Origin of the sequence: Algimonas porphyrae, from assembly GCF_041429795.1 — a bacterium.
In the GTDB taxonomy this organism is placed as follows: Bacteria; Pseudomonadota; Alphaproteobacteria; order Caulobacterales; family Maricaulaceae; genus Litorimonas; species Litorimonas porphyrae.
The window spans coordinates 1546599-1566191 of record NZ_CP163424.1 but is presented as its reverse complement, the minus strand read 5'-3'; the positions used below and the strand labels follow the sequence as shown (position 1 = coordinate 1566191).

Below are 19593 nucleotides of genomic sequence, written 5' to 3'. Positions count from 1 at the left end.
TCACTCGGACCGGAAGACGCGTTCCATCATCCTGGATATCAAGGGTGCTGGCAGGAAACGGGCGGCGTAGGCCGACATTCGATTTGCCCGGCCTGGAATAGAGTAGCGCTGCTCCGACTGATAAAAGGTCATCAAGGCTGAGGCGACCTCTTCGACATCCGCCAACTGACCCTTCAGTTTTTCCATCGCATCAATATCCGTCATCTCCGTTGCGATCCCACCCGGGGCGAAGACGCCAACACTGATATCGCCTGCCCATTCCGCGCCTAGTGCCAGTCCGAAATTGCGGATGAAACCTTTGGTGCCAGAATAGACCGCCTGATAAGGCAGGGCGACCTCACCAGCCATGGATCCGACCAGAACCAGCCGCCCGCCTTGCAGCGCAGTTACCAGTCCGCGGGTGAGACGAATATTGGCGACAATATTGGTATCGACCATTGCCACATCGATAATGTTGGACCCATCCACGAACGGCTCGACCGCTGTGATGCCGGCGTTGAGAACAGCTCCGTCCAGATGACCGACATCCGCGCAAAAATCGGCAATGGCCCGCACATCTGTCAGATCGAGCCGGTGAGGCTCGATGCTCGGATACGCCTCAGCCAGCGCCTCCAGCCGGTCCAGACGACGCGCTGTCGCCAGAACGATCGCCCCGGCTTCGGCGAGTCGGATCGACAGGGCACGTCCCAATCCGGAACTGGCGCCCGTGACCAGAACACGCTGTCCGGTCAGCTGCATTTAGAGAGTCGGATTGACGAGAAACTTCTCGCCCGTTTTCTTAGCGTTATAGCGTGCGACGATGTCCGCCTTCAGTGCATCATCCAGGCTGATTTCATCCGTATAATGGCTGGCAAAGGTCGTCGTCAGTTCACTTGCAACACGCTGGCGCAGACGGATGGCCGTCTCCATGCCCGCCTTGGCCAGAAAGTTCGGGAGCAGCCAGCCACCGACACCCCAGGCCATGCCGTACCCACGCGTCAGCGTGGTCGGCGATGGATCGAGCGCGCCGTAGAGATAGACCTGCTTGTGATGGATCGACCCATAGATGGAATAGGCCCCCGGCGTCCGGGCAGCTGCCGCTTCCATCGCGGTCAGAATATCGGATGCCAGACGCCCCCCACCGGTTGCGTCGAAAGCCAGCGTTGCGCCGGTCTCATGAACCGCATCAATCAATTGCGGAATGAAGTCCTCATCGGACGAGTTGATGATGTGGCTCGCACCGATATTGCGCAAAATTTCGGCCTGTTCCTCACGGCGAACGATATTTACCAATGGAATGTCATCCGCTTTGCAGATCTTCACGAGCATCTGCCCTAGATTGGAAGCCGCAGCAGTATGAACGATGGCGCTATGCCCCTCCTGTCGCATGGTTTCAGGAAAACAGAGCGCCGTCAGCGGATTAACGAAGGAGGATGCGCCTTGGCGCGCCGTGTGATCGTCCCCCAGCGGCAGGACCTGCATCACCGGCACGACCCTGTACTCGGCATACATACCGCCCCCCATCGCCGCGACGGTCTTGCCCATCAGAGCCTGTGCAGCATCGCTATCGCCGGCCGCCACGACCGTTCCGGCCCCTTCATTGCCAATAGGAAGCGCCTGACCGATCCGGCCTTTCATCATGCGCATACCGGCTTCGGGAACCGGGGCGATCAATGCCCCATCGTCATTGGTCGCAAATGACATGTCGGAATAGCCGAACATGACACCGTGATCCGAGGGGTTGATCGGGGCCGCTTCGACGCGGATCAGGACTTGATCATTTTTCGGTGTCGGCATGGGCCGCTCGACCATCTCCATGCGTAACTGACCGTCTTCGCCAACGGTCGAAGTCAGGGCGCGATAGGTGTCTGGCAAGCTCATGGGGGTCTCCGAAGCGTTTCAGTGAACAGGTTGATGTGCTGCCTAACGCTTTGTCGGCCAAGGCTCCACCCCACATCCCCAATCAGGGTCTATGCGCAAAGAAAACCAGGCGCGCAAAAAGGGGGACCGCAAAGAAAAAGGCGGGCCGTAGCCCGCCTTGATCATGATTGTCAGGGGCGACTAGAGGCCGCCCGGACCACAATCCTTTTTCAGGAAATTGATCATGGCCGGGTAGGCCTTTGTCATATGATCGTAATTGAGCGTATCAAGAAAGTGGTCCGCGTCTTCGAGTTCGACATAGGTGAACTCTTTGCCGGCACTTTCCAGCGCATTGATATATTTTTCCGCGTGACGAAGCGGAACGCGCTGGTCGATGGTACCGTGCAGAATCATTAGCGGCATGTCGACCTGATCAGCCAGATCGATCGGATTGACCGAACCGTCCCAGAAGCCGATTTGCTCCACTTCCTGCCAGCCCCGGATGCGGTCGCGATAGTAGTTCACCTGCTGCGTATTATCGGCCACGGCAGCCCCCGCGATCGCACACTGGTAAAGGTCATCGCCACGGGACGCCGCGATCAATGCCGCATAGCCGCCGTAAGACCAGCCAAACATGGCGACACGGTCAGGGTCGACCCAGCCTTTTTCGATGAGGTATTTGACGCCGTCATCCTTATCGTCCTGCATCGCCTTGCCGCCTTCACCTTCTTCGATGAAGCCGGCTTTGTAGAATTCCAGACCATAATTTGTGGATCCACGGTATTGCGGCTGCAACACCATATAGCCGTTGTTGGCGAACATCTGAGCCCAAGGATCAAACAGGATTGTTTCGCTAATGAAGGGTCCGCCATGCGGCATCACGATAAGCGGGAACGGACCTGCGCCTTCCGGTTTCGTCACATGCCCTGTGATCGTTTTGCCATCACGTGCGGTCCACTTGACGTATTCAACGTCTGATAAGCCTTCGGGCTTCAGCAAACCGTTCGAGCTACCAACTTTAGAAAACTGGCCACGGTTGAACAGGTAGAATGTACCGGGATCTTTCGGGCCAATATTCTGAATGACGAGAACATTTCCATCACGCGAACGGCTTGTGATCCGCACAAAGTGAGCATTCGGAATAACCTCTTCAAACTGTCTGATGATGGCGGCCTCTTCCGCATTGAACCACTCAGTATGGAAATTATCCGTAAAGTAGCGAACACCCGTCACTTCACCTGGATTGGTATAGGGATTGGAGTGACGTGCCGTGAATCTAAGATCGACATTCGGATGCTGGTAGACCTTCTCTTCGAACTTCTTCTCTGAAAGATTGTACTTCCAGAGTGACGTCCGATCTTCGCCATTATGGGCAATCACATAGATCAGGTTGTCATCCCCTTGGACCAGTCCCGCATAATCGAACGCCTCAGGACTATCGATGCTTTGCTCATAGTAAGGCGTCCATCCGGAACCACCGACAGGGCGATACAGGAATGTCGCCTTCATGGGATCCGACACATCGACGGCGAAGCGAGGGTTGCCGTCAACGTCAAACCGATACCCGCGCAAATCAGAGTTACCCTTGAGAACAAGGTTACGCGTTCCACGCTTAAGATTGTATCGGTAATAAGCGGGGGCCCGGAAGGCCTGACCTTCGCTGAAAGAAACATACTGGACAAGAACATGGTCAGGTTCGTTGACCAGTGGATTTGCCAGCGACAGCGAGAAATCATCAGCGTTCAACTCCTTGAAATCACCAGATTCCACTGAATAAAGCGCCAACTTGCTCTTGAACGCACCTTGGTTGAAGCCTTTGATCTTGTCGCTCACCTGGCCGCGGAATGAAACGACCATCTCGGCATCGCCAACCCAGCTGAAATTACGAAGGTCCATGGATTCAGCACCGACCCGAACGGGTTTTTTGTCCATATTGGACGTCTCGAAAATTTCGATGATGAAATCGCCCTTCTGGCTCGTTGCTTTACGGAAGGCGACATATTTGCCATCCGGAGAGACTTCAAGATTACTCATGAAGCTCGGAGCGGCCCAATATTCGAGCGGATAGGGTTTGGCCGCCAGGCTTGGCGTGGCCATGAGAGACGTGCCGACGACCCCGATCGCGGCGACACAGGAAAGTAGAAACTTACGCACATTGTCCTCCAAAGTGTTTGTCACTCTGTAGAACAGAAAAAAGCCCGTTGGCAAACCAACGGGCTTTCATTTTACAGTGTTTTTTCAGCCGCTTGCGCGGCTGAAACAGGCGGTGGGCTAGAAGCCCTTCCGCAGCTGGATGAAGAATTTGCGACCTTCGAAGTCATAGCCATTACCCAGAACAGCGTTACCAGACGTCGTCACTTCGCTTGAGTCCGCTTTGGGCGGATCTTCGGCGAAGATGTTGGATACGGAGAAGGTCACACCCCAGTTCTGATCTTCGTTATTGTACGAAATACCAGCATTGTGGACAAAATAGTCATCCGCAAAGCCAACGTCGCGACAGTTCACGTCACCTACAGCCGGACCACCACATGTCTCAGATACGTCGGCATTGCCATCGCCATCCGTATCCTGACCGAACGCGTTACCGAATGTGTCCAGACCGTCCACATCCTGATTCACATCGCTGATGTAGCGTGTACCCCAGGTGAAGGAGAAATCATTGTAGCGCAGCGTGTGGATCAGATTACCGGCCCAGTCTGCGAAACCAAACTCACCCTGGTCCGTATCGGGAACCTCGGTGCCGTCATCATTCACGAACAGCTGGGACACTTCGATAATGTGGTTAGCGCTAAGATTAGCCGTATACTCGAAATTCCGGTCGAACATGGTGAAGTCCTTGTCGAACCGGAGATTGAAATCGATACCACGAACCGTGTCCTCATCTTGGTTGAGGAAAATCTGATTAACGAGTTCAAAGAGGTTATCACCATTGGGATTGTCTGGTGTTAGTCGATCACGAATAATCTGATCACAGAATGGACTGCGACCGGTGCGATCATTCGTGTAGCAATCATTAATAGCAAACTGCGCACCCGCTGTTACAACGGACTGCTCTACGAATACGTCATAGTAAGACGCACCAATATTAAGACCGAAATCTTCAAACCATGGTTGCTCGAAAGAAAATCCGATCGTTTTGGAGACAGACCTTTCAGGATCGAGAGACAGTGTGCCGGTAGTTGCAACTTCGGTAGAGAAGTTTGTTCCCCCACCGAGACCCAATGAAGTCGGATCCAAGCCATCGGCCCGGCAGCGATTTAATGTGTCCGCTTCACGATCATCCAAGGAAGGATCATAGACTGGTGGACCATTTGGATCATTAAGATCGGTGACTTGTGCGTTAACGGGAACCACACAAGGGTCAAACAAGGTGAGGAAGCCCGTCTGCGGCGCCAAGAAATTTTCCCGCAGATTCGGAGAGCGGTAAGACGTACCATAGCTTGCTTTCAGCAGCAGGCTTTCAAATGGGCGCCACCCTGTCTTGAACGCGTAAGTACCGGCCAGACCGTAGAACTCGTCTTCGACAACACGACCGGAAACGTTCAGGTCCCACTGTTTGAAGATCGGCTGATCGGCAATCAGAGGAATGTCGATCTCAGCGAAGGCTTCTTTCGTCCAGCGCTCACCGACAGCACCACCGTCCGAGAAGAACCCGAAGAACAGACCATCGCGGGCAATGTCATCCGGGATCGACTCGATCTTATCCTTACGATACTCCAGACCCAACACGGCACCGACTTTACCAGCAGGCAGCTCATACAGCGAACCGGTAATGTAACCGTTCAAGATGGTCTGCGTATATTCCGTTTCAAAGTCACGGGTATCGAACAGATAGTCCCGCTCGGCCTGCGTGGCGAAGTCACCGGCAACACCGGCGAAGACTTCTGGCGCGAAGAGATTGACCGGCACGCATCCATTCGAAACAACAGGATCAACCGTCGTGCCCGGAGCCGCCGTACACGGTGCCAGGCCTGGGATCGGCTGGTTCGTGACCAGATTGTTACCCAGAGCGAAGTTCAGACGGTCCTGACGAATACCAGGTCGGACGGACGTACCTTGCGAGATAGAGTGTGTACCAGAGAGTTCGAATGTCCAATCGGATAAGGTGCCGTAGTTCAGAGCCGGAATGTCACCCCGGATACCGCCGACCAGACGCGTGTTTTCAATCACAACGTCAGTCGTTGTTCGGTCGCCATTAATACCGATAACAGGCTGTGTATTGACAGGTCCGACAAAATCGTTCGGGCCATTACCGAAGATGAAGGGCGTACAATTGGCGTTATCAAACAGGCCGCCCGCGAAGGTTGCACAAATGCGCGCATCAAACTCGTCGCCATCACGGTTCGGATCACGATCACGATAGTAAGTATTCCAACGATCGATGAAGGCTTGGTCAAAGTTGAAGGCGTTGGAACCGCAATCCGAACCATTCACACCACAGGGGTTGAAAGGGTTGTCAGCACCCACAACTGGGAACAGCTGGAATGTACCCGAGTCAGAAATCGATTCGACACGCGAGTAGAGCACTTCGAAGAACGGTGTGATATTGGCTTCACCGTCGAGCGTGTACTCACCATAGGCCATCAGGTTGTAACGCTCCTGCTGTGGCAGAAGGTCCTGATTAGGATCCGCACCGTTCAGAGCAAACTGCGAAAATCCGAAATCCTGAACCCCATCGCCATCTGCATCGACTGGTACACCGCCCAGTGTTTGGTCGTTGAAGTTCGGGATGCCTGTATTGGACTGCCCCGGAACAAAGTAGATAGAACCAAACGTACCGCTCAACTCGACGGTACGGCCCGCAATCCGGGAGGCTTTACACTCACCTTCATCTGCCCCTTGGAATGTTCCACCGAACCACTCCTGATAACGGATGCGGTCACGGATATTCTCGGTACGTATGTTGCCGTTTTCGTCGATTTCGTAGTGACGGTCACAGCCGGCGAGATAATCGCGGTCGACCAGCTTGATCGAGTCACGGAAATCATATTCCGCACCAACACCGATAAAGCCACGGTCCGTATTCATACCCCAGGAACCGGCAATGTTATAGTCTTGACCGCCGGACTGTTCCGCCGGGTTGTAAGTCGCGACAAAGTCAAAACCTTCGAAATCCTTTTTCAGGATCACGTTGACCACACCGGCAACAGCATCAGAACCATAGACCGAAGATGCACCTTCGAGCAGGATGTCGGCACGTTCGATCAGTGAGCCTGGCAGCAGGTTGATGGAAGTTTGCGACGGCGCGCCTTCCACACCTGACGGCGCCATACGACGACCATTGATCAGAACCAGCGTCCGGTCAGCACCCAGACCGCGAATATCGATCGTTTCGGAACCTGGACCGTTGTCGAGAACGAAACCGGAGAATGTCGCGTCAATCTGTGTACCGTTGGCGACTTCCGTCGTCTGCAGGATTGTCACTGGGTCGATGATACCCAGATCACGTTGCTCGGAGAAGTCGACGATCTGCAGCGGCGAGATGGAGCTGAACTCGGAACGACGGATCCGCGAACCCGTCACGACCAGTTCGTCTTCGTCAGCAGCTTCGGCTGCCTCTTCCCCAAGAATTTCTACAATCTCTTCGTCTTCATCGACGGCCTCTGGCGTTACCTGGGCATATGCCATGCCAGAAAAGCCAATCAATGCACTCGTCAGCACTGACGTCTGTAATAGTCGTGCCTTATCCAAAATGCTCATTACGATTCCCTTCGTATGGTTTTAAAACGGAACTCTCCCGCACCAACCTTGCCTATTAGTCATGTGGTGAGGACTAACAAGGTGCTGCATGAACAAATTTACAGGAAAAATTTTCTTTTCAGTCCGTCTGTTGCAAATTTGTCACGTCAGCCCCCAATGAGCCTGAAGACTGTGCGTCGGCAGACGCATCGACACATCATGAGTTCGCTTCTTCCATTACAGTTTTGTCTTCCAGGCGAGGAAGAGCGGCAACCAAATCAGGCTGAGCGTCGCCGTCCCTTTCACGGTCTGATAGCCGATCCAGAGCCAGAACATATCGGCTTTATGCGACTTCACATATTGAACGGCCTGACGGGGACCTGCGAGCAAAGAGACGGACTTCATGCTCCGACTTTGGTCTCCGCTAACCGGACATCAATGACCGGGGTCACATTGTCGGCGTATTATCACGACCCGTGTATAAAGTGGCTTCAGTGCGAGGCTTCGGGGCAAGCCCTCATGAAAAGTTTCGGCAGTCAGTTCACTGCCAGCTGCACGCGTGATGCGATGGCTTTCAAAGCCGATGGATTGGCGTCCAGTGTCTCGGGCCGAAGCGCTGTCGCATAGGCGTCCTGCAACTGCGACAACGCATCGGACATCGCAGCCGCCGCACGCGGTTGCGATGTCTCGATGGCGGTCCGGTGCTCAGCAAACGCCGCCTCGGCCGCTTTCAGAAATCCATACCCATCGAGATAGGGCTCATACTGATACGAACCGACGGCTACGCCATACATGTCAGCTGCCCTGTCTATCTGATCGGAAACGACGCCCGCCCAGACAGCGTCATCGGAGCGGCCATCCGTCGGCGCGAAAGCCTCGGCGTCGCGCAAGGCCGTGACGATCACTTCTGTTCGCTTCGCAATCGCATCGCTGGGTGCGCCCGCATAAGCGGCATCGGATGCATCGAGCAGCAGAGCCGTAAAATCCGCCACTCCGCGCGCTTCAAAAACGGGCTGCATATCGGCCAGTACCTCTGAGACGGGATGGGCAGACATTTCTCCCGCCGCGTCGGTCTCGCCCTCGGCATATGCATCGCGAGCCGCCAGCACATGCGCTTTTGCAATTGCAAGCGCAGACAAGTAGACCACCGGGTCCGTCGCCGCTTTTGCGATCGTGACGCCCCCTTCCCCTTCACCCGAAGCTGCACTGGGTGAAGACATGTCAGTCGAACCTGCTGCAGTCTGCGCGATCAGCGCGTCCGTTGCCGGCGCGGTCGTCTCGGTATCCGCCGAACAGCCGACAGCGAGAACGCCAAGCGCTGCGACAGTCCCAAGCCCTAATCGAGTCCAGATGACTTCTTGATCTGTCACAGTGATCCTTTGCGTTTGAAAAGCTTTCAGCTAGGCATGCATCAACTGCAATTCATTCGCAAATAGTCCGTAATTTGATTTTGACGATCGCCGACATTCTGGATGCAGAAACCATGGCATCGCTCCAGTCCGATCTGGCAGCCATTCGCTGGATCGACGGGTCTGGAACAGCTGGTAGAACGGCCCAAGCTGTCAAACGCAACAGGCAAGCCGACCTGACGAGCCGTATCGGACTGGCCATTCGCGACCGTCTGGACACGGCCATCCGAACCCATCCCGTCATACTGGCCGCAGCCTAACCAGCCCGCTTTTCGACAGTATTGATCAGCCGGACAGAAAACGGAGGGGCTTACGGACGACATATCGACAATCCATTCATGGATTATGGCGAGAGCGCGCTGAGAACCGACCTGTCCTACACCCTCTTCCTCAGCGACCCTGAGACTTACGACGGCGGAGAGCTTGTGATCGAACGCGCCGAAGGCGTTCGTCACGTCAAGCCAAAAGCCGGAACCCTGATACTATACCCGTCGACCCATTTGCATGCCGTCCGGGCTGTGACAGGGGGGTCCCACCTCGCCGCGGTCGGCTGGATCGAGAGCCGCGTCAAGACCGTTTCACGTCGCGAAATTCTGTTCGACCTTGAAAATCTCGCAACGTCACTTTCCCAAACCTACGACGCGCAGTCTGTCGAAAGACTGACGCTGGCCAAGGTGATCGCCAATCTGAAACGCGACTTTTCCTGACACGATTTCGAAGCGCTCTGAGCGGTTAACCGCCCTGATTCTCGAACGTACGGTTGATCAGAATAACCGGGATGAGGCCGCACAGGATCACCAGCATCGCCGCCGTCGAGGCTTCGACAATCCGCTCATCGCTTGCCAGCCAGTAAATGCGCGTCGCCAGCGTATCGAAGTTGAAGGGTCGCAGGATCAGCGTGGCCGGTAATTCACGGAGCGTATCCACAAAAACGATCAGACCGCCTGCCAGCAGGCTCGGGCGCAGCAAAGGCAGATGGATGCGGCGCATGACAGCCGCTGGTGAAGCCCCCAGGGACCGAGCGGCAGCATCCATGGAGGGCGGTATCTGATTGAAGCCTGCACTCAGCGCATTGTACGACACCGTCAGGAAACGGATCAGCAGCGCAAACACCAGAACAATAATTGTGCCGCTCAGCAGAAGCCCGCCATCCCAGCCAAGATGCGTCGTAGCGAAACGCGTGACAGCCCGGTCCACACCGCCGATCGGGATCAGCAGCCCAACGGCCAGTAGCGCGCCCGGTAAGGCATAACCCAATGTTGAAAACCGGATGACCGCCTGACTGAACCGACCGGTGAGACGCCGATTGGCATAGGCCAGACATCCGGCCAGCAGGAGTGACAGGATCACGACGGTTATGCCGATGATAACCGTATTACCGGCATAGGTCATGAAGTCCCCCGCCGGTCGCGCGTCAGGAACGCTGATGACATTATGGAGAAGGCTGACCACAGGAATCGCAAAGCCCAGTATGACCGGGCACAGACAGAGCAAGGTCACCATCCAGCCAGCGCGTCTTCCGAGCGTCAGACGTCCTGCCTGCCCCATCGTGCGACCACGGGCCGAGACCCGCCCCTTGCGACTAGACGCTTCCATAAGGATGAGCGTGAAAATACAGAGCAGCATGACGGCGGCGAGTTTCATAGCGGCCGGTCTATCGCCCGCAGCGAGCCAACTGCGAAAGATGCCCGTACTGAAGGTCGGAATGCCGAAATAGTCAGCTACGCCGAAGTCTGCGAGCGTTTCCATCAGAACCAGCGCCAGCCCGCCAATGATCGCTGGGCGTGCCATCGGCAAAGCAACGCGGCGAAAGGCTTGGAACGGGTTCGCGCCGAGACTTCTCGCCGCCTGCCACTGTGTGGCACTTTGCTGTCCGAACGACGCCCGCGCGAGCAGATAGACATAGGGATAAAGGCACAGACCCAATATCAAGGCCGCCCCTGGCAGCGTCCGCAGCGGCGGAAAAGCATAATCACCTTGTTCCCATCCCGTCAGGCTTCGCAGTGCCGACTGCAAGGGGCCGAAATAGTCCAGCAATTCCACATAGACATAGGCCACAATATAGGCGGGCGCGGCGAGCGGCAGGATCAGCAACCAGGATATCCAGCGCCGCCCTGGAAAGGTCAGCATAGCCACGCACCACCCCGTTCCGACACCAATCAAGGTTGCGATAAGCCCCGTCAGCGCCATCAGCAGAAGCGAGTTCGCAACATAGACCGGCAATGTCGTCGCCCACAGGCGCGACCAGACGCCGGATTCGCCAGCGAACAAGGCGAACAGAACGGTGACAAGCGGCAGAGCGACCAGAGCCGCAATCGCATAGATGGACAGCCTGTAAACCAGACGTCGCGGCGATAGCTGGATCGGAGGGTTTAGACGAAGGACGGACACGCAGAACCGATTGTGGAGTGGACGACAGAATGAACCGTCAGCCGCAACATTGCATATGCTTATCAATAACGATAGGGGCCAGTCGACCGATCTGGTCGATCTGGTCAAGGCGTTGGAGAGGTCTGTCACACCCATGGGTCTGCGCTTTCAGGACATCTATCACAGCTATGCAGACACGTCTGCCCTGCGCGGCATCACACTGGAGGCCAAGGACGGGGAAATTCTCTGCCTTCTGGGTCGCTCAGGCTGTGGGAAATCGACTCTGCTGAACCTGGCTGCCGGGATATTGCCGGTTCAGGCCGGGTCGATTGCCTTGGGGGGCACGCCCCTCGCCTCCCAGCAGCACAACCCACCCCCCGAAAAGCGGTCCGTCGGACTGGTCTTTCAGGATAGCGCACTGTTTCCGCATCTGACTGTCGCTCAGAATATCGGCTTCGGCCTGCGGGACAGGCCATCCCGCCAGGCGGTCGTTAACGACCTTCTGGAGCAGATCGGTCTATCCGGTCTGGGAGAGCGTTTTCCGCATACGCTGTCGGGCGGGCAGCAGCAGCGTGTGGCCGTTGCCCGCGCCTTGGCCCCTGCCCCCCAAGTGTTGCTGATGGACGAACCCTTCGCCAGCATCGACATCTCCTTACGACGCCAGTTACGCGAGGAAACACGCCGTCTCGTCAAGGCCCGGGACTGTGCCACGATCCTTGTCACGCACGATCCGGAAGAGGCTCTGGAAATTGCCGATCGTATCGCCGTGATGGAAGAGGGACGGATCACGCAATGCGGCACGGGGCGAGAGCTGCATGCCGAACCCGCATCGCTGTTTGTAGGCCTGATGGCCGGAAGCGGTGCCGTTCTGAGTGCGACACGGATGAACGGCATTGCAAAGACGCGGTTCGGTCGGTTCGAGGCTCAGGACCTGTCCTTTTTCACACCGCCACGAAACGATGAGCCCGTCGATATCTTGATACGCCCGCATTGCGCAGCATTGCAGAACGATCCGTCCGGGCTGCGGATAACGGATGTGCGTCACACCGGCCGGAGCCAGATCGTGACGTTGGACGATATGGATAGCGACAGTCTCTTGCTGGAACTGGATCCGGAACCGGTCTGGTTTCCCGGCGACAGGGTGCTAATCCGCACCAACGGCAAACCCTGGCCTGCTTTCACCTGCTGACTCACACTCAGTTTGGACTTGTCAAAGCCGGACGGCCCCACTAGTTGCGAATAGTTCTCAATTTTGCAAGAGAGCCGATCCGGATCTTGCCTCGCTCAACCCCAAGGACGATTCCATGCGTCACGCTCTTAGCCTTGTTTTTGCCGCCGCGCTGGTGGCCTGTGCCCCGTCCGACACTACGACGCAAACTGAGGATGATGCGCTTCAACCGTCCACCGCCAGCGGTGAACTGAACCTCTATACATCGCGCCACTATGATACGGATCTGGCCCTGTATGACGATTTCACGGAAGAGACCGGCATCGCCATCAACCGGATCGAAGCGAATGCTAACTCGCTGATCGAACGGATCGTCAGCGAGGGGGAATTCAGCCCGGCTGACCTGTTGATCACTGTCGATGCGGGCGTGCTCTGGCGGGCAGATGAAGCTGGGATTCTATCATCCGTCGAGTCTGACACTCTGAACGCGCGCGTTCCCGCCAATTTGCGGCACCCGGAGGGACGCTGGTTCGGTCTGTCCAAACGCGCCCGCGTCATCATCTACAATAAGGCGGATGGCAGACCGGACGGTCTGGACAGCTATGAAGACCTGGCCGACCCCGCGTACCAAGGCGAACTCTGCATGCGCTCGTCCGGGAACATCTATAATATGTCGCTGCTCTCCTCGATCATCGCACATTCGGATCCTGAAGCCGCGGAAGACTGGGCCGCTGGCGTCGTCGCCAATTTCGCGCGGCGACCGCAGAGTAACGATACGGGACAGATCGAAGCGGTCGCATCGGGGGAATGCGGCATTTCCGTCGTCAATACCTACTATCTGGCCCGTCATGCCCGATCGGATGATCCGAGAATGCGCGAAATCGTCGACGCTGTCGGCATCATCTTTCCCAATCAGGACGACCGCGGCACCCATGTCAATATCAGCGGCGGCGGTGTCACCACTCATGCACCCAATCGGGACAATGCCATCGCCTTTCTGGAATATCTGACACGCGAATTGGCGCAGACCTACTTTGCCGACGGCAACAACGAATATCCCGTCACGGACGATGTCATCGGCAATGCCGCCGTCCAGGCTCTCGGCGATTTCAAGGAAGATACGCTCGACGTCTCAACTTTCGGCCCCAACCAGACACAAGCCATCCAGATCTTCGACCGCGTCGGCTGGCAATAGGTCAGCCTCGACCTGAGGCGGTCGGATGGATGTATCCGGTTTCTGGACAGGCGAATATGCCTATGACGAAGCGGGTCATCCAGTCGTGACCTTCGATATGGACATCAAACTGGCTGGAGACGTTCTGTCCGGCATATGTACGGAAACAAATTCCTTCATTCAATCTGTCGGCCAGTTCCTCATCTCAGATGTGTTCGGCAATGTGACCGAACATGATGTGAGCTTTGAGAAATCCTACACGAACACGCCGCACCCTCTCGATACGATTCGTTACAGAGGCTCCGTCTCGACAGATGGACTCTTGATTACAGGCCGTTGGGTGATCCCCCACGTCTGCTCAGGCAGCTTTCGTATGACACGAGCGACAGAACAGCCACCGAGAACGGCAATCGACACACCCCATGAAATCGAGCCCGCCTAATCGACGCAAAACATCTCGGCAGGTCAACGACTTACAGCCAAACAATCCGATCAGATAAATTGGGTTCTGAGGGAAAATGGCGCACCGGGGATGCGGTGACCAGACGACGATTTATCTATATGTTTCAAATACATAAGTAGGCCTGAAAAGTCAATGTTCCACAGAATTTCCATGAATCCTGTACACACGCGCCAAAGCGCCGATCTGGCGCAAAGGCGGCGAGCTTTACCCGCCAAACCGTAAGGCTATTCGTAGCGAAAGCGTGAAGCGAATAGCCTGCCCGTCCGGCGAGGACGCGGGGCAATAGGTGCGGCTAGGCGGGTGGTTGATGGCCCTTCTCTAACGAGTCATCTATCTCAACCGCACTTCGCAACAATCCCTTTAAGGGTCGCGCTGGCGTTGATATCACTCTCCGAAACCAGCAAGTATTTCCAAGTCTTTCCGCCGGTCTCAAACTGGTTTGCATGGGTTACCCACGTCTCAGCGGCCCGCTTCTTTTCGAGGACAACAGGGTCTTGCATATCGCGATCAGCCTTTACTTCGACAACAAGTTTCATGTGAGTTGTCTCAACGACGAAGTCCGGCTCATATGGTTTGTTCGTATCATATTCGATCCTGAATTGCTTCGGCGCTGGCTTTAGCCACCTGAGCACGTCGCTTTCGAAATCGCTGTCGATGAGGACTGCAAAGCGACGCTCGGGATCAGAATCGAATTTATGGAAGTGGTCTGGAGACTTGTTCCCACCCTTAAAAACGAAGTTCTTCGTAGCCGACAAAGGCTTGGCCGCTTGATTGAGAAATAGCTGCTTAGTCGGTGAGAATGAGAACTGTCGGCCTGTGAAAGCACGATAGGACCGCGTGACCTTCGGGATGTATTCTGCGGGGGTTTGCCGATAGTGCTTTTTCATCTGCCTATAGATAAATTCGGCAAGCTGACGGCCGTGAGACAGTGCGATACTCTCAATGGCCTCATCGCCCTCCGCGTAGCTTTGAATGAAAGCGACAGACTGACCCGCGAGCTTATAAAGGAGCTCAGCTTGGCTGTCGTAATCAATATCAGGGTAGTCCATCAGATGTTTGACGATGTAGTTTTCGACGCGCTCTTCTTTCGGCGCATTAAGTGTCCTAGCGAGTTCCGTTCGAATTTCATCCCTCAACTGCTGGATGATTAACCGCTCTGAAATTGGCTGGAATCGGGACTGATTGCTTGTATCTAGGTCGAAATCTTCAAACCAGAAGTTCACCTCGTTACTCGGCAAAACCACGATATCTGGGATTTCAATGAGATTTTCAGTGAAGACCTTTGTGACCTGAGCGACCATTTTTTCTAGGTCCGGTGTCTCAATGATACCTTCGAGAGTGCCTTGCTGTCGCTCTTGGATCACTGAAACGCGCCTGACAATTTCCTTCTGTCTGTCCGCAGTTGTTAGCTCGTTCGCGCCTGAGACTTCGCGGCCCATTGTGTTCAGTACGTGGATGATATCCTTTGCGGTCTCCTGTTCTATCGGTGTGTTGTATGTAACTTCGGACTGACTTTGGGCATCATTGACTTCCAGCCCTATCTGAGATTCGACCGTAGCCGCGCCGGTCATCGCGGCGATATGAGCAGGTACAGACTCGACGATCACTTTCACGTCGTCGGAAATGTCGCCACCTTCCCCAATCGTCAGTGTCTTGAGTTTTACGACAGAATCGTCAGCCTTGGCGCGGTCTACGATGTCTTGGAATTTGTCGTGGGCGATAACGGTTAGACGATCCACGTCCGGGTTCCCTGTCCTCTCGCCGTAAGGCAATCGTAGGCCTCGTCCAAGGGTCTGTTCCGTCAGAATTTCCGAAGCTGAAGCGCGTAACGGGACGATTGTGTAAAGGTTCGTGACGTCCCAACCCTCCTTGAGCTTGTTCACATGAATGACGATGTCCGTGTCATTCGTCGTTTCCAGACCGACCAATCGGTCCATCGCTTCATTGCTCTCATCACCTTTCAGCTTTGAATGCACCTCGGCCACACGACCGATGAATGCACCGTTGAAGAAGGAGTCGCTTTCGATCTTGGCCCTAATTGCAGCGGCGTGTTCCGTGTTTTGCGCGACAACCAACATAAAGGGGTGGACGCGCTTGCGGCCTGTCTGTCTGGCATAGAGATCAAGCTCTGCATCGACGTGGTTGTGATAGTGGACACCATCTTCCAGCATGATCTGCTCAAGCTGGTCCTGGTCGAGACCGTCTTTGCGGAAGTCGGCGCGGGTTAAAACGGCAGGCTCTTTCACATAGCCATCGGCCATCGCGTTGCCGAGGCCATAGAAATAGATGACGTTCTTGAAGTCCTTGGGCTTTGCGCCAACTGTCTTCGGCGTGGCCGTCAACTCAATCCCAAGTTTGGGCGATAGTTCGAAGATCGCCTTTGTCGCGGCCTTGGCGCGGTAACGATGGGCTTCGTCCATAAACATGACGAGGTCGTCCAGACCTGCCAGATAGTCGAAGTAGGAGTTGCCAATCGTCTCCTTGAACCCCTTAATCCGTCCAGCATCCTTGTTGATCTTATCGACGTTGAAGATGTTGATGATCGTATCGTCGAAGAGGTCACTTCCGCGCACACCACGGCCTTGCTCCCACGTGTCACCCGTTACAATGACTGGAGGCTTTTGCGCAAATTCCCGAATACCGCGAAACACATATTTCGGCGACGACTGCACTGAAAAGTCGTCGATGAGCTTCTCGTAGATGGTCGTATTAGGCGCGAGTACGAAGAAGTTTCGCGACCGTCCCGTCTGGAAAAGATAGGTGATCATCGCACCCATCAAGCGCGTTTTACCGACACCTGTGGCAAGCGCAAAGCAAAGCGATGGAAACTGACGCTCAAAGCTCTCGACACTGGAGTATTTCGCGGCAATCTCAGCCAGCAGAGCTTTGACATCCGTAGGTTGGCCAAAATCCATCAAACCTAACACATCGGCTAGGATATCAAGGGACTCTTCCTGCGGTGTGCGGAGAGATAAACGTTGGCCGATACCGCGCTTGATCTTGGCTTCGTCAATGTGAGGCTTACGCATTGTCATTGCCCTCCGCGAAGAGCGGCAGGTCATCGTCTTCATCCAGCGCATCGGCCATCGGGAGGTTTTCGACATTTAGCGAGTAGTCGTCCTGCCCCCACTCACATTTTGCGAGGATAGCCGTCGGGATTTTCACCAGCGTCAGATTATCGAAGCTCTCTGCATTCGCGCTGTAAGCCTTACAGCAAATCAGTAGGCTCCAGTCCTTGCCGACCTCATCAGCGAGCTTCTTGCAGGCGTCATGGGTCAGATTCTGCGTCGTGACATAGATGAAGTCGCTTTCGGTCGAATAGCCATGCTTCCAGTATTCATCCGCATCCTGCGACGGCGCATAGGTAAAGCCCATATGCTTGCACATGGCCTCGGATAGCATGGCGGGATTGTAGTTTTTCGAGATGACCCAATTACCGAACTTGTCGGTTTCAAGGAGTGAGGGCGCTAATGTGTAGTATCGGAAGCCTCCGCCGCCTTGCCAGTTTACATCCTTAGTTATCCCGCCAGAGTCTTCTCCATCAATCACCTTTTGGATTCGAGGAAGAATATGAGATTCTGCATGGTCACCAACCTCAACCATTATCCACCGCAGGCCCAGTTTGTGAGCAACGGCTCCGCTTGTGCCAGAACCTGCAAATGAGTTTAACACCAAGTCTCCAGGCTTCGTTGCAACCTCATATATTCGATTAAGAAGCTTCTCGGGTTTCGGTGTTGCAAACCACTCCTCCTTCGAGGAATTTGGAAACAGTTTCTTTTGTTCAAACTTTGCTTGTCGATTGTGTCCGGTTTCATCAAGATCAATCCATAAACTTGATGGCGGCAGACCCCTCTGTTCCCAAAGATATGTTCGGCGTCTAATTCTCTTCCCATCTTCGCTGAAATAGATTTCTCCCGACGCCAATTTTTCTGCCATAGTATCTTTTCCCCATCGCCATCCATTTTTTGGTGGCGAAACAGTTTCACCGTTTGGCGCTTTAAGGTCGTAGATGAGGTTCGCTCTCTTAGCAGGCGAACCCAATGGGTTTCCATCAAACCAAGGACCACGGGGATCATCATCTGGGTTTTTGAAATGCGGGTATTTTGAGTTGTCTCCCCTCGTCTTATTCGAAATCCATCCAGGACATTTGGAGTAAACTAGAATTGAATTATGGTCTGTGGAGAATTGCTTTGCATCGTTGTTGCTATTATCAGTCGATTTCCAGATAACGTTTGAAACAAAGTTCTCCCTTCCGAAGATTTCGTCGCAAATCACTTTCAAATAGTGCCCTTCATGATCATCTATCGAAATCCATAGACTCCCATCATCCGCCATAAGTCGCCTAAGAAGCTCAATCCTGCCCTTCATTAGCGACAGCCAGATTGAGTGCTCAAGACCATCTTCATACTGCGGAAACGCAGAGCCGGTATTATATGGGGGATCAATAAATACACACTTTACCTTACCTGCGTACTCCTGTTCGAGTGCTTTCAGCGCGAGGAGATTGTCGCCTTTAATTAGTATATTATCAAAGATATCATCTTTGCCGTAACGTACCTTGGCATGATACGACTTTTCCGGGTCCTCGATCAGAATTCGAGGCTCTAGCTTAGGCCGCTCGTCCTTGCCTACCCAAGTCAGTTCCAATTTCTGCTTTTTCGCCATTCTCAAGTCGCCTCGGCTATTCACACACGTCTGAAAGAATCTTGTAGAGATAGATTGCGTCATCTGTGCTGATTTGTCGGTCCGTGGCTAGTGCAATCAGTGCCGTTTTCAGCGCTTGGCCATTTTTGTAGCCAATCCGCGACAGGATCAGTTTTGACAGGTACCCCTTTCGGCGATCCGCCATGGTCTGTCTGACAAGGCGCTTTCTCTCCCGATGGCCCCAGCCTGGAAGTCTCGAGCTTTGTGAAGTCTGGCTTTCAGGTTGGACCTTTCTCGCAATTACCGCAGCTACTGTGTCTGCCATCCTCGGTGCTGCGGGTGTTTGCTGGATCGAGCTTTGCGTCTTTGTGTCTTTAGTATCCGCTTCCGTTTCCGCACTTGCCCAACTCGGTGGAGCCTTCTTCGTTCCTCTCGCTAGGAGTCGATCTGGAACATATGTTTTGTGTTGTGTCCGCCATGCACCAAAGGGATTCAGAATTCTCTGCCCATCGGTCCTCCGACCATAGGGATGCGTTGATCGGTTTGCTCATATGCCGCGACCGCAAAGTCCATCGAACTGTATAGAGCACGTCGATGCGCCCATGACAGGACAAGCCCTCATAGGTGTCGGCTTCAAACTGGTCATGATTGTCGCGCAAGCTTTGGACCGATGCGCCAAGGGCTTTGAGCAAGCTTGGACGCATAGCCTCAAGGTCGCCTATTCGCTTTCGGATCGCGGCACGCCTCTCCGGCGAGCATTTGGGAGCTCTCCGTTCTCGGCGAAGGTTGAAGATAAAGGCGTTTACTTCCCTTAGCCCAAGGTCCGCTTCATCTTCGATCGCGTGGA

Annotated in this window: 14 protein-coding genes and 1 pseudogene; 5 read left to right on the top strand and 10 right to left on the bottom strand. The window is 54.7% G+C overall.

Annotated features, from left to right (window positions below; translation table 11 throughout):
- The 6 genes from AB6B39_RS07565 to AB6B39_RS07540 all read right to left on the bottom strand — a co-directional run bounded on the left by AB6B39_RS07565 (position 1) and on the right by AB6B39_RS07540 (position 8888).
- Complete coding sequence (locus AB6B39_RS07565) at positions 1-738, bottom strand: SDR family NAD(P)-dependent oxidoreductase (protein ID WP_284369204.1); 738 nt, start codon at positions 736-738, stop codon at positions 1-3.
- Positions 739-1860: a zinc-binding dehydrogenase gene (locus AB6B39_RS07560; RefSeq protein WP_284369205.1), complete on the bottom strand. Its 1122-nt coding sequence runs from the start codon at positions 1858-1860 to the stop codon at positions 739-741.
- A 180-nt stretch (positions 1861-2040) separates the two neighbouring features.
- The gene (locus AB6B39_RS07555) at positions 2041-3993 is read right to left on the bottom strand and encodes an alpha/beta hydrolase family protein (RefSeq protein ID WP_284369206.1); all 1953 of its coding nucleotides are present in this window, start codon (positions 3991-3993) and stop codon (positions 2041-2043) included.
- A gap of 117 nt (positions 3994-4110) precedes the next feature.
- A complete protein-coding gene (locus tag AB6B39_RS07550; RefSeq protein ID WP_371398752.1) occupies positions 4111-7539 on the bottom strand; it encodes a TonB-dependent receptor domain-containing protein in 3429 nt (1142 codons plus the stop codon).
- 216 nt (positions 7540-7755) lie between these two features.
- Positions 7756-7923 carry a hypothetical protein gene (locus AB6B39_RS07545; protein ID WP_284369208.1) on the bottom strand — a complete coding sequence of 56 codons (168 nt, stop codon included), beginning with the start codon at positions 7921-7923 and terminating at the stop codon, positions 7756-7758.
- A 131-nt stretch (positions 7924-8054) separates the two neighbouring features.
- On the bottom strand, positions 8055-8888 hold the full coding sequence (locus AB6B39_RS07540) for a hypothetical protein (protein WP_284369209.1): 834 nt from the start codon (positions 8886-8888) through the stop codon (positions 8055-8057).
- A 74-nt stretch (positions 8889-8962) separates the two neighbouring features.
- Here AB6B39_RS07540 and AB6B39_RS07535 point away from each other — a divergent pair, with 74 nt between their 5' ends.
- Both AB6B39_RS07535 and AB6B39_RS07530 read left to right on the top strand, forming a co-directional pair.
- Positions 8963-9187 (top strand): hypothetical protein, encoded by a 225-nt coding sequence (locus tag AB6B39_RS07535; RefSeq protein ID WP_284369210.1) that lies wholly within the window; start codon positions 8963-8965, stop codon positions 9185-9187.
- 12 nt (positions 9188-9199) lie between these two features.
- Positions 9200-9634 (top strand): annotated as a pseudogene (locus AB6B39_RS07530) (Fe2+-dependent dioxygenase); the annotation flags it as partial.
- A 25-nt stretch (positions 9635-9659) separates the two neighbouring features.
- Here AB6B39_RS07530 and AB6B39_RS07525 read toward each other — a convergent pair.
- A complete protein-coding gene (locus AB6B39_RS07525; protein ID WP_284369212.1) occupies positions 9660-11318 on the bottom strand; it encodes an ABC transporter permease in 1659 nt (552 codons plus the stop codon).
- A gap of 55 nt (positions 11319-11373) precedes the next feature.
- Between AB6B39_RS07525 and AB6B39_RS07520 the strand changes: the two genes are divergently transcribed.
- From AB6B39_RS07520 to AB6B39_RS07510, 3 genes are all read left to right on the top strand, one after another.
- A complete protein-coding gene (locus AB6B39_RS07520; RefSeq protein ID WP_284369213.1) occupies positions 11374-12486 on the top strand; it encodes an ABC transporter ATP-binding protein in 1113 nt (370 codons plus the stop codon).
- A gap of 115 nt (positions 12487-12601) precedes the next feature.
- Positions 12602-13660 (top strand): Fe(3+) ABC transporter substrate-binding protein, encoded by a 1059-nt coding sequence (locus AB6B39_RS07515; protein WP_371398751.1) that lies wholly within the window; start codon positions 12602-12604, stop codon positions 13658-13660.
- Between the two features lie 25 nt (positions 13661-13685).
- Complete coding sequence (locus AB6B39_RS07510) at positions 13686-14081, top strand: hypothetical protein (RefSeq protein WP_284369215.1); 396 nt, start codon at positions 13686-13688, stop codon at positions 14079-14081.
- A gap of 356 nt (positions 14082-14437) precedes the next feature.
- On the opposite strand, the gene AB6B39_RS07505 is transcribed toward AB6B39_RS07510, so the two are convergent.
- Genes AB6B39_RS07505 through AB6B39_RS07495 form a run of 3 tightly spaced genes read right to left on the bottom strand, consistent with a single transcriptional unit; the run spans position 14438 to position 18951 of the window.
- A complete protein-coding gene (locus tag AB6B39_RS07505; protein WP_371398750.1) occupies positions 14438-17131 on the bottom strand; it encodes a DEAD/DEAH box helicase in 2694 nt (897 codons plus the stop codon).
- Complete coding sequence (locus tag AB6B39_RS07500) at positions 17124-18767, bottom strand: site-specific DNA-methyltransferase (RefSeq protein WP_371398749.1); 1644 nt, start codon at positions 18765-18767, stop codon at positions 17124-17126. Before AB6B39_RS07500 ends, AB6B39_RS07505 begins: the two co-directional genes overlap by 8 nt.
- Before the next feature lie 16 nt (positions 18768-18783).
- Positions 18784-18951 carry a hypothetical protein gene (locus tag AB6B39_RS07495; RefSeq protein WP_371398748.1) on the bottom strand — a complete coding sequence of 56 codons (168 nt, stop codon included), beginning with the start codon at positions 18949-18951 and terminating at the stop codon, positions 18784-18786.
- Positions 18952-19593 lie beyond the last annotated feature (642 nt).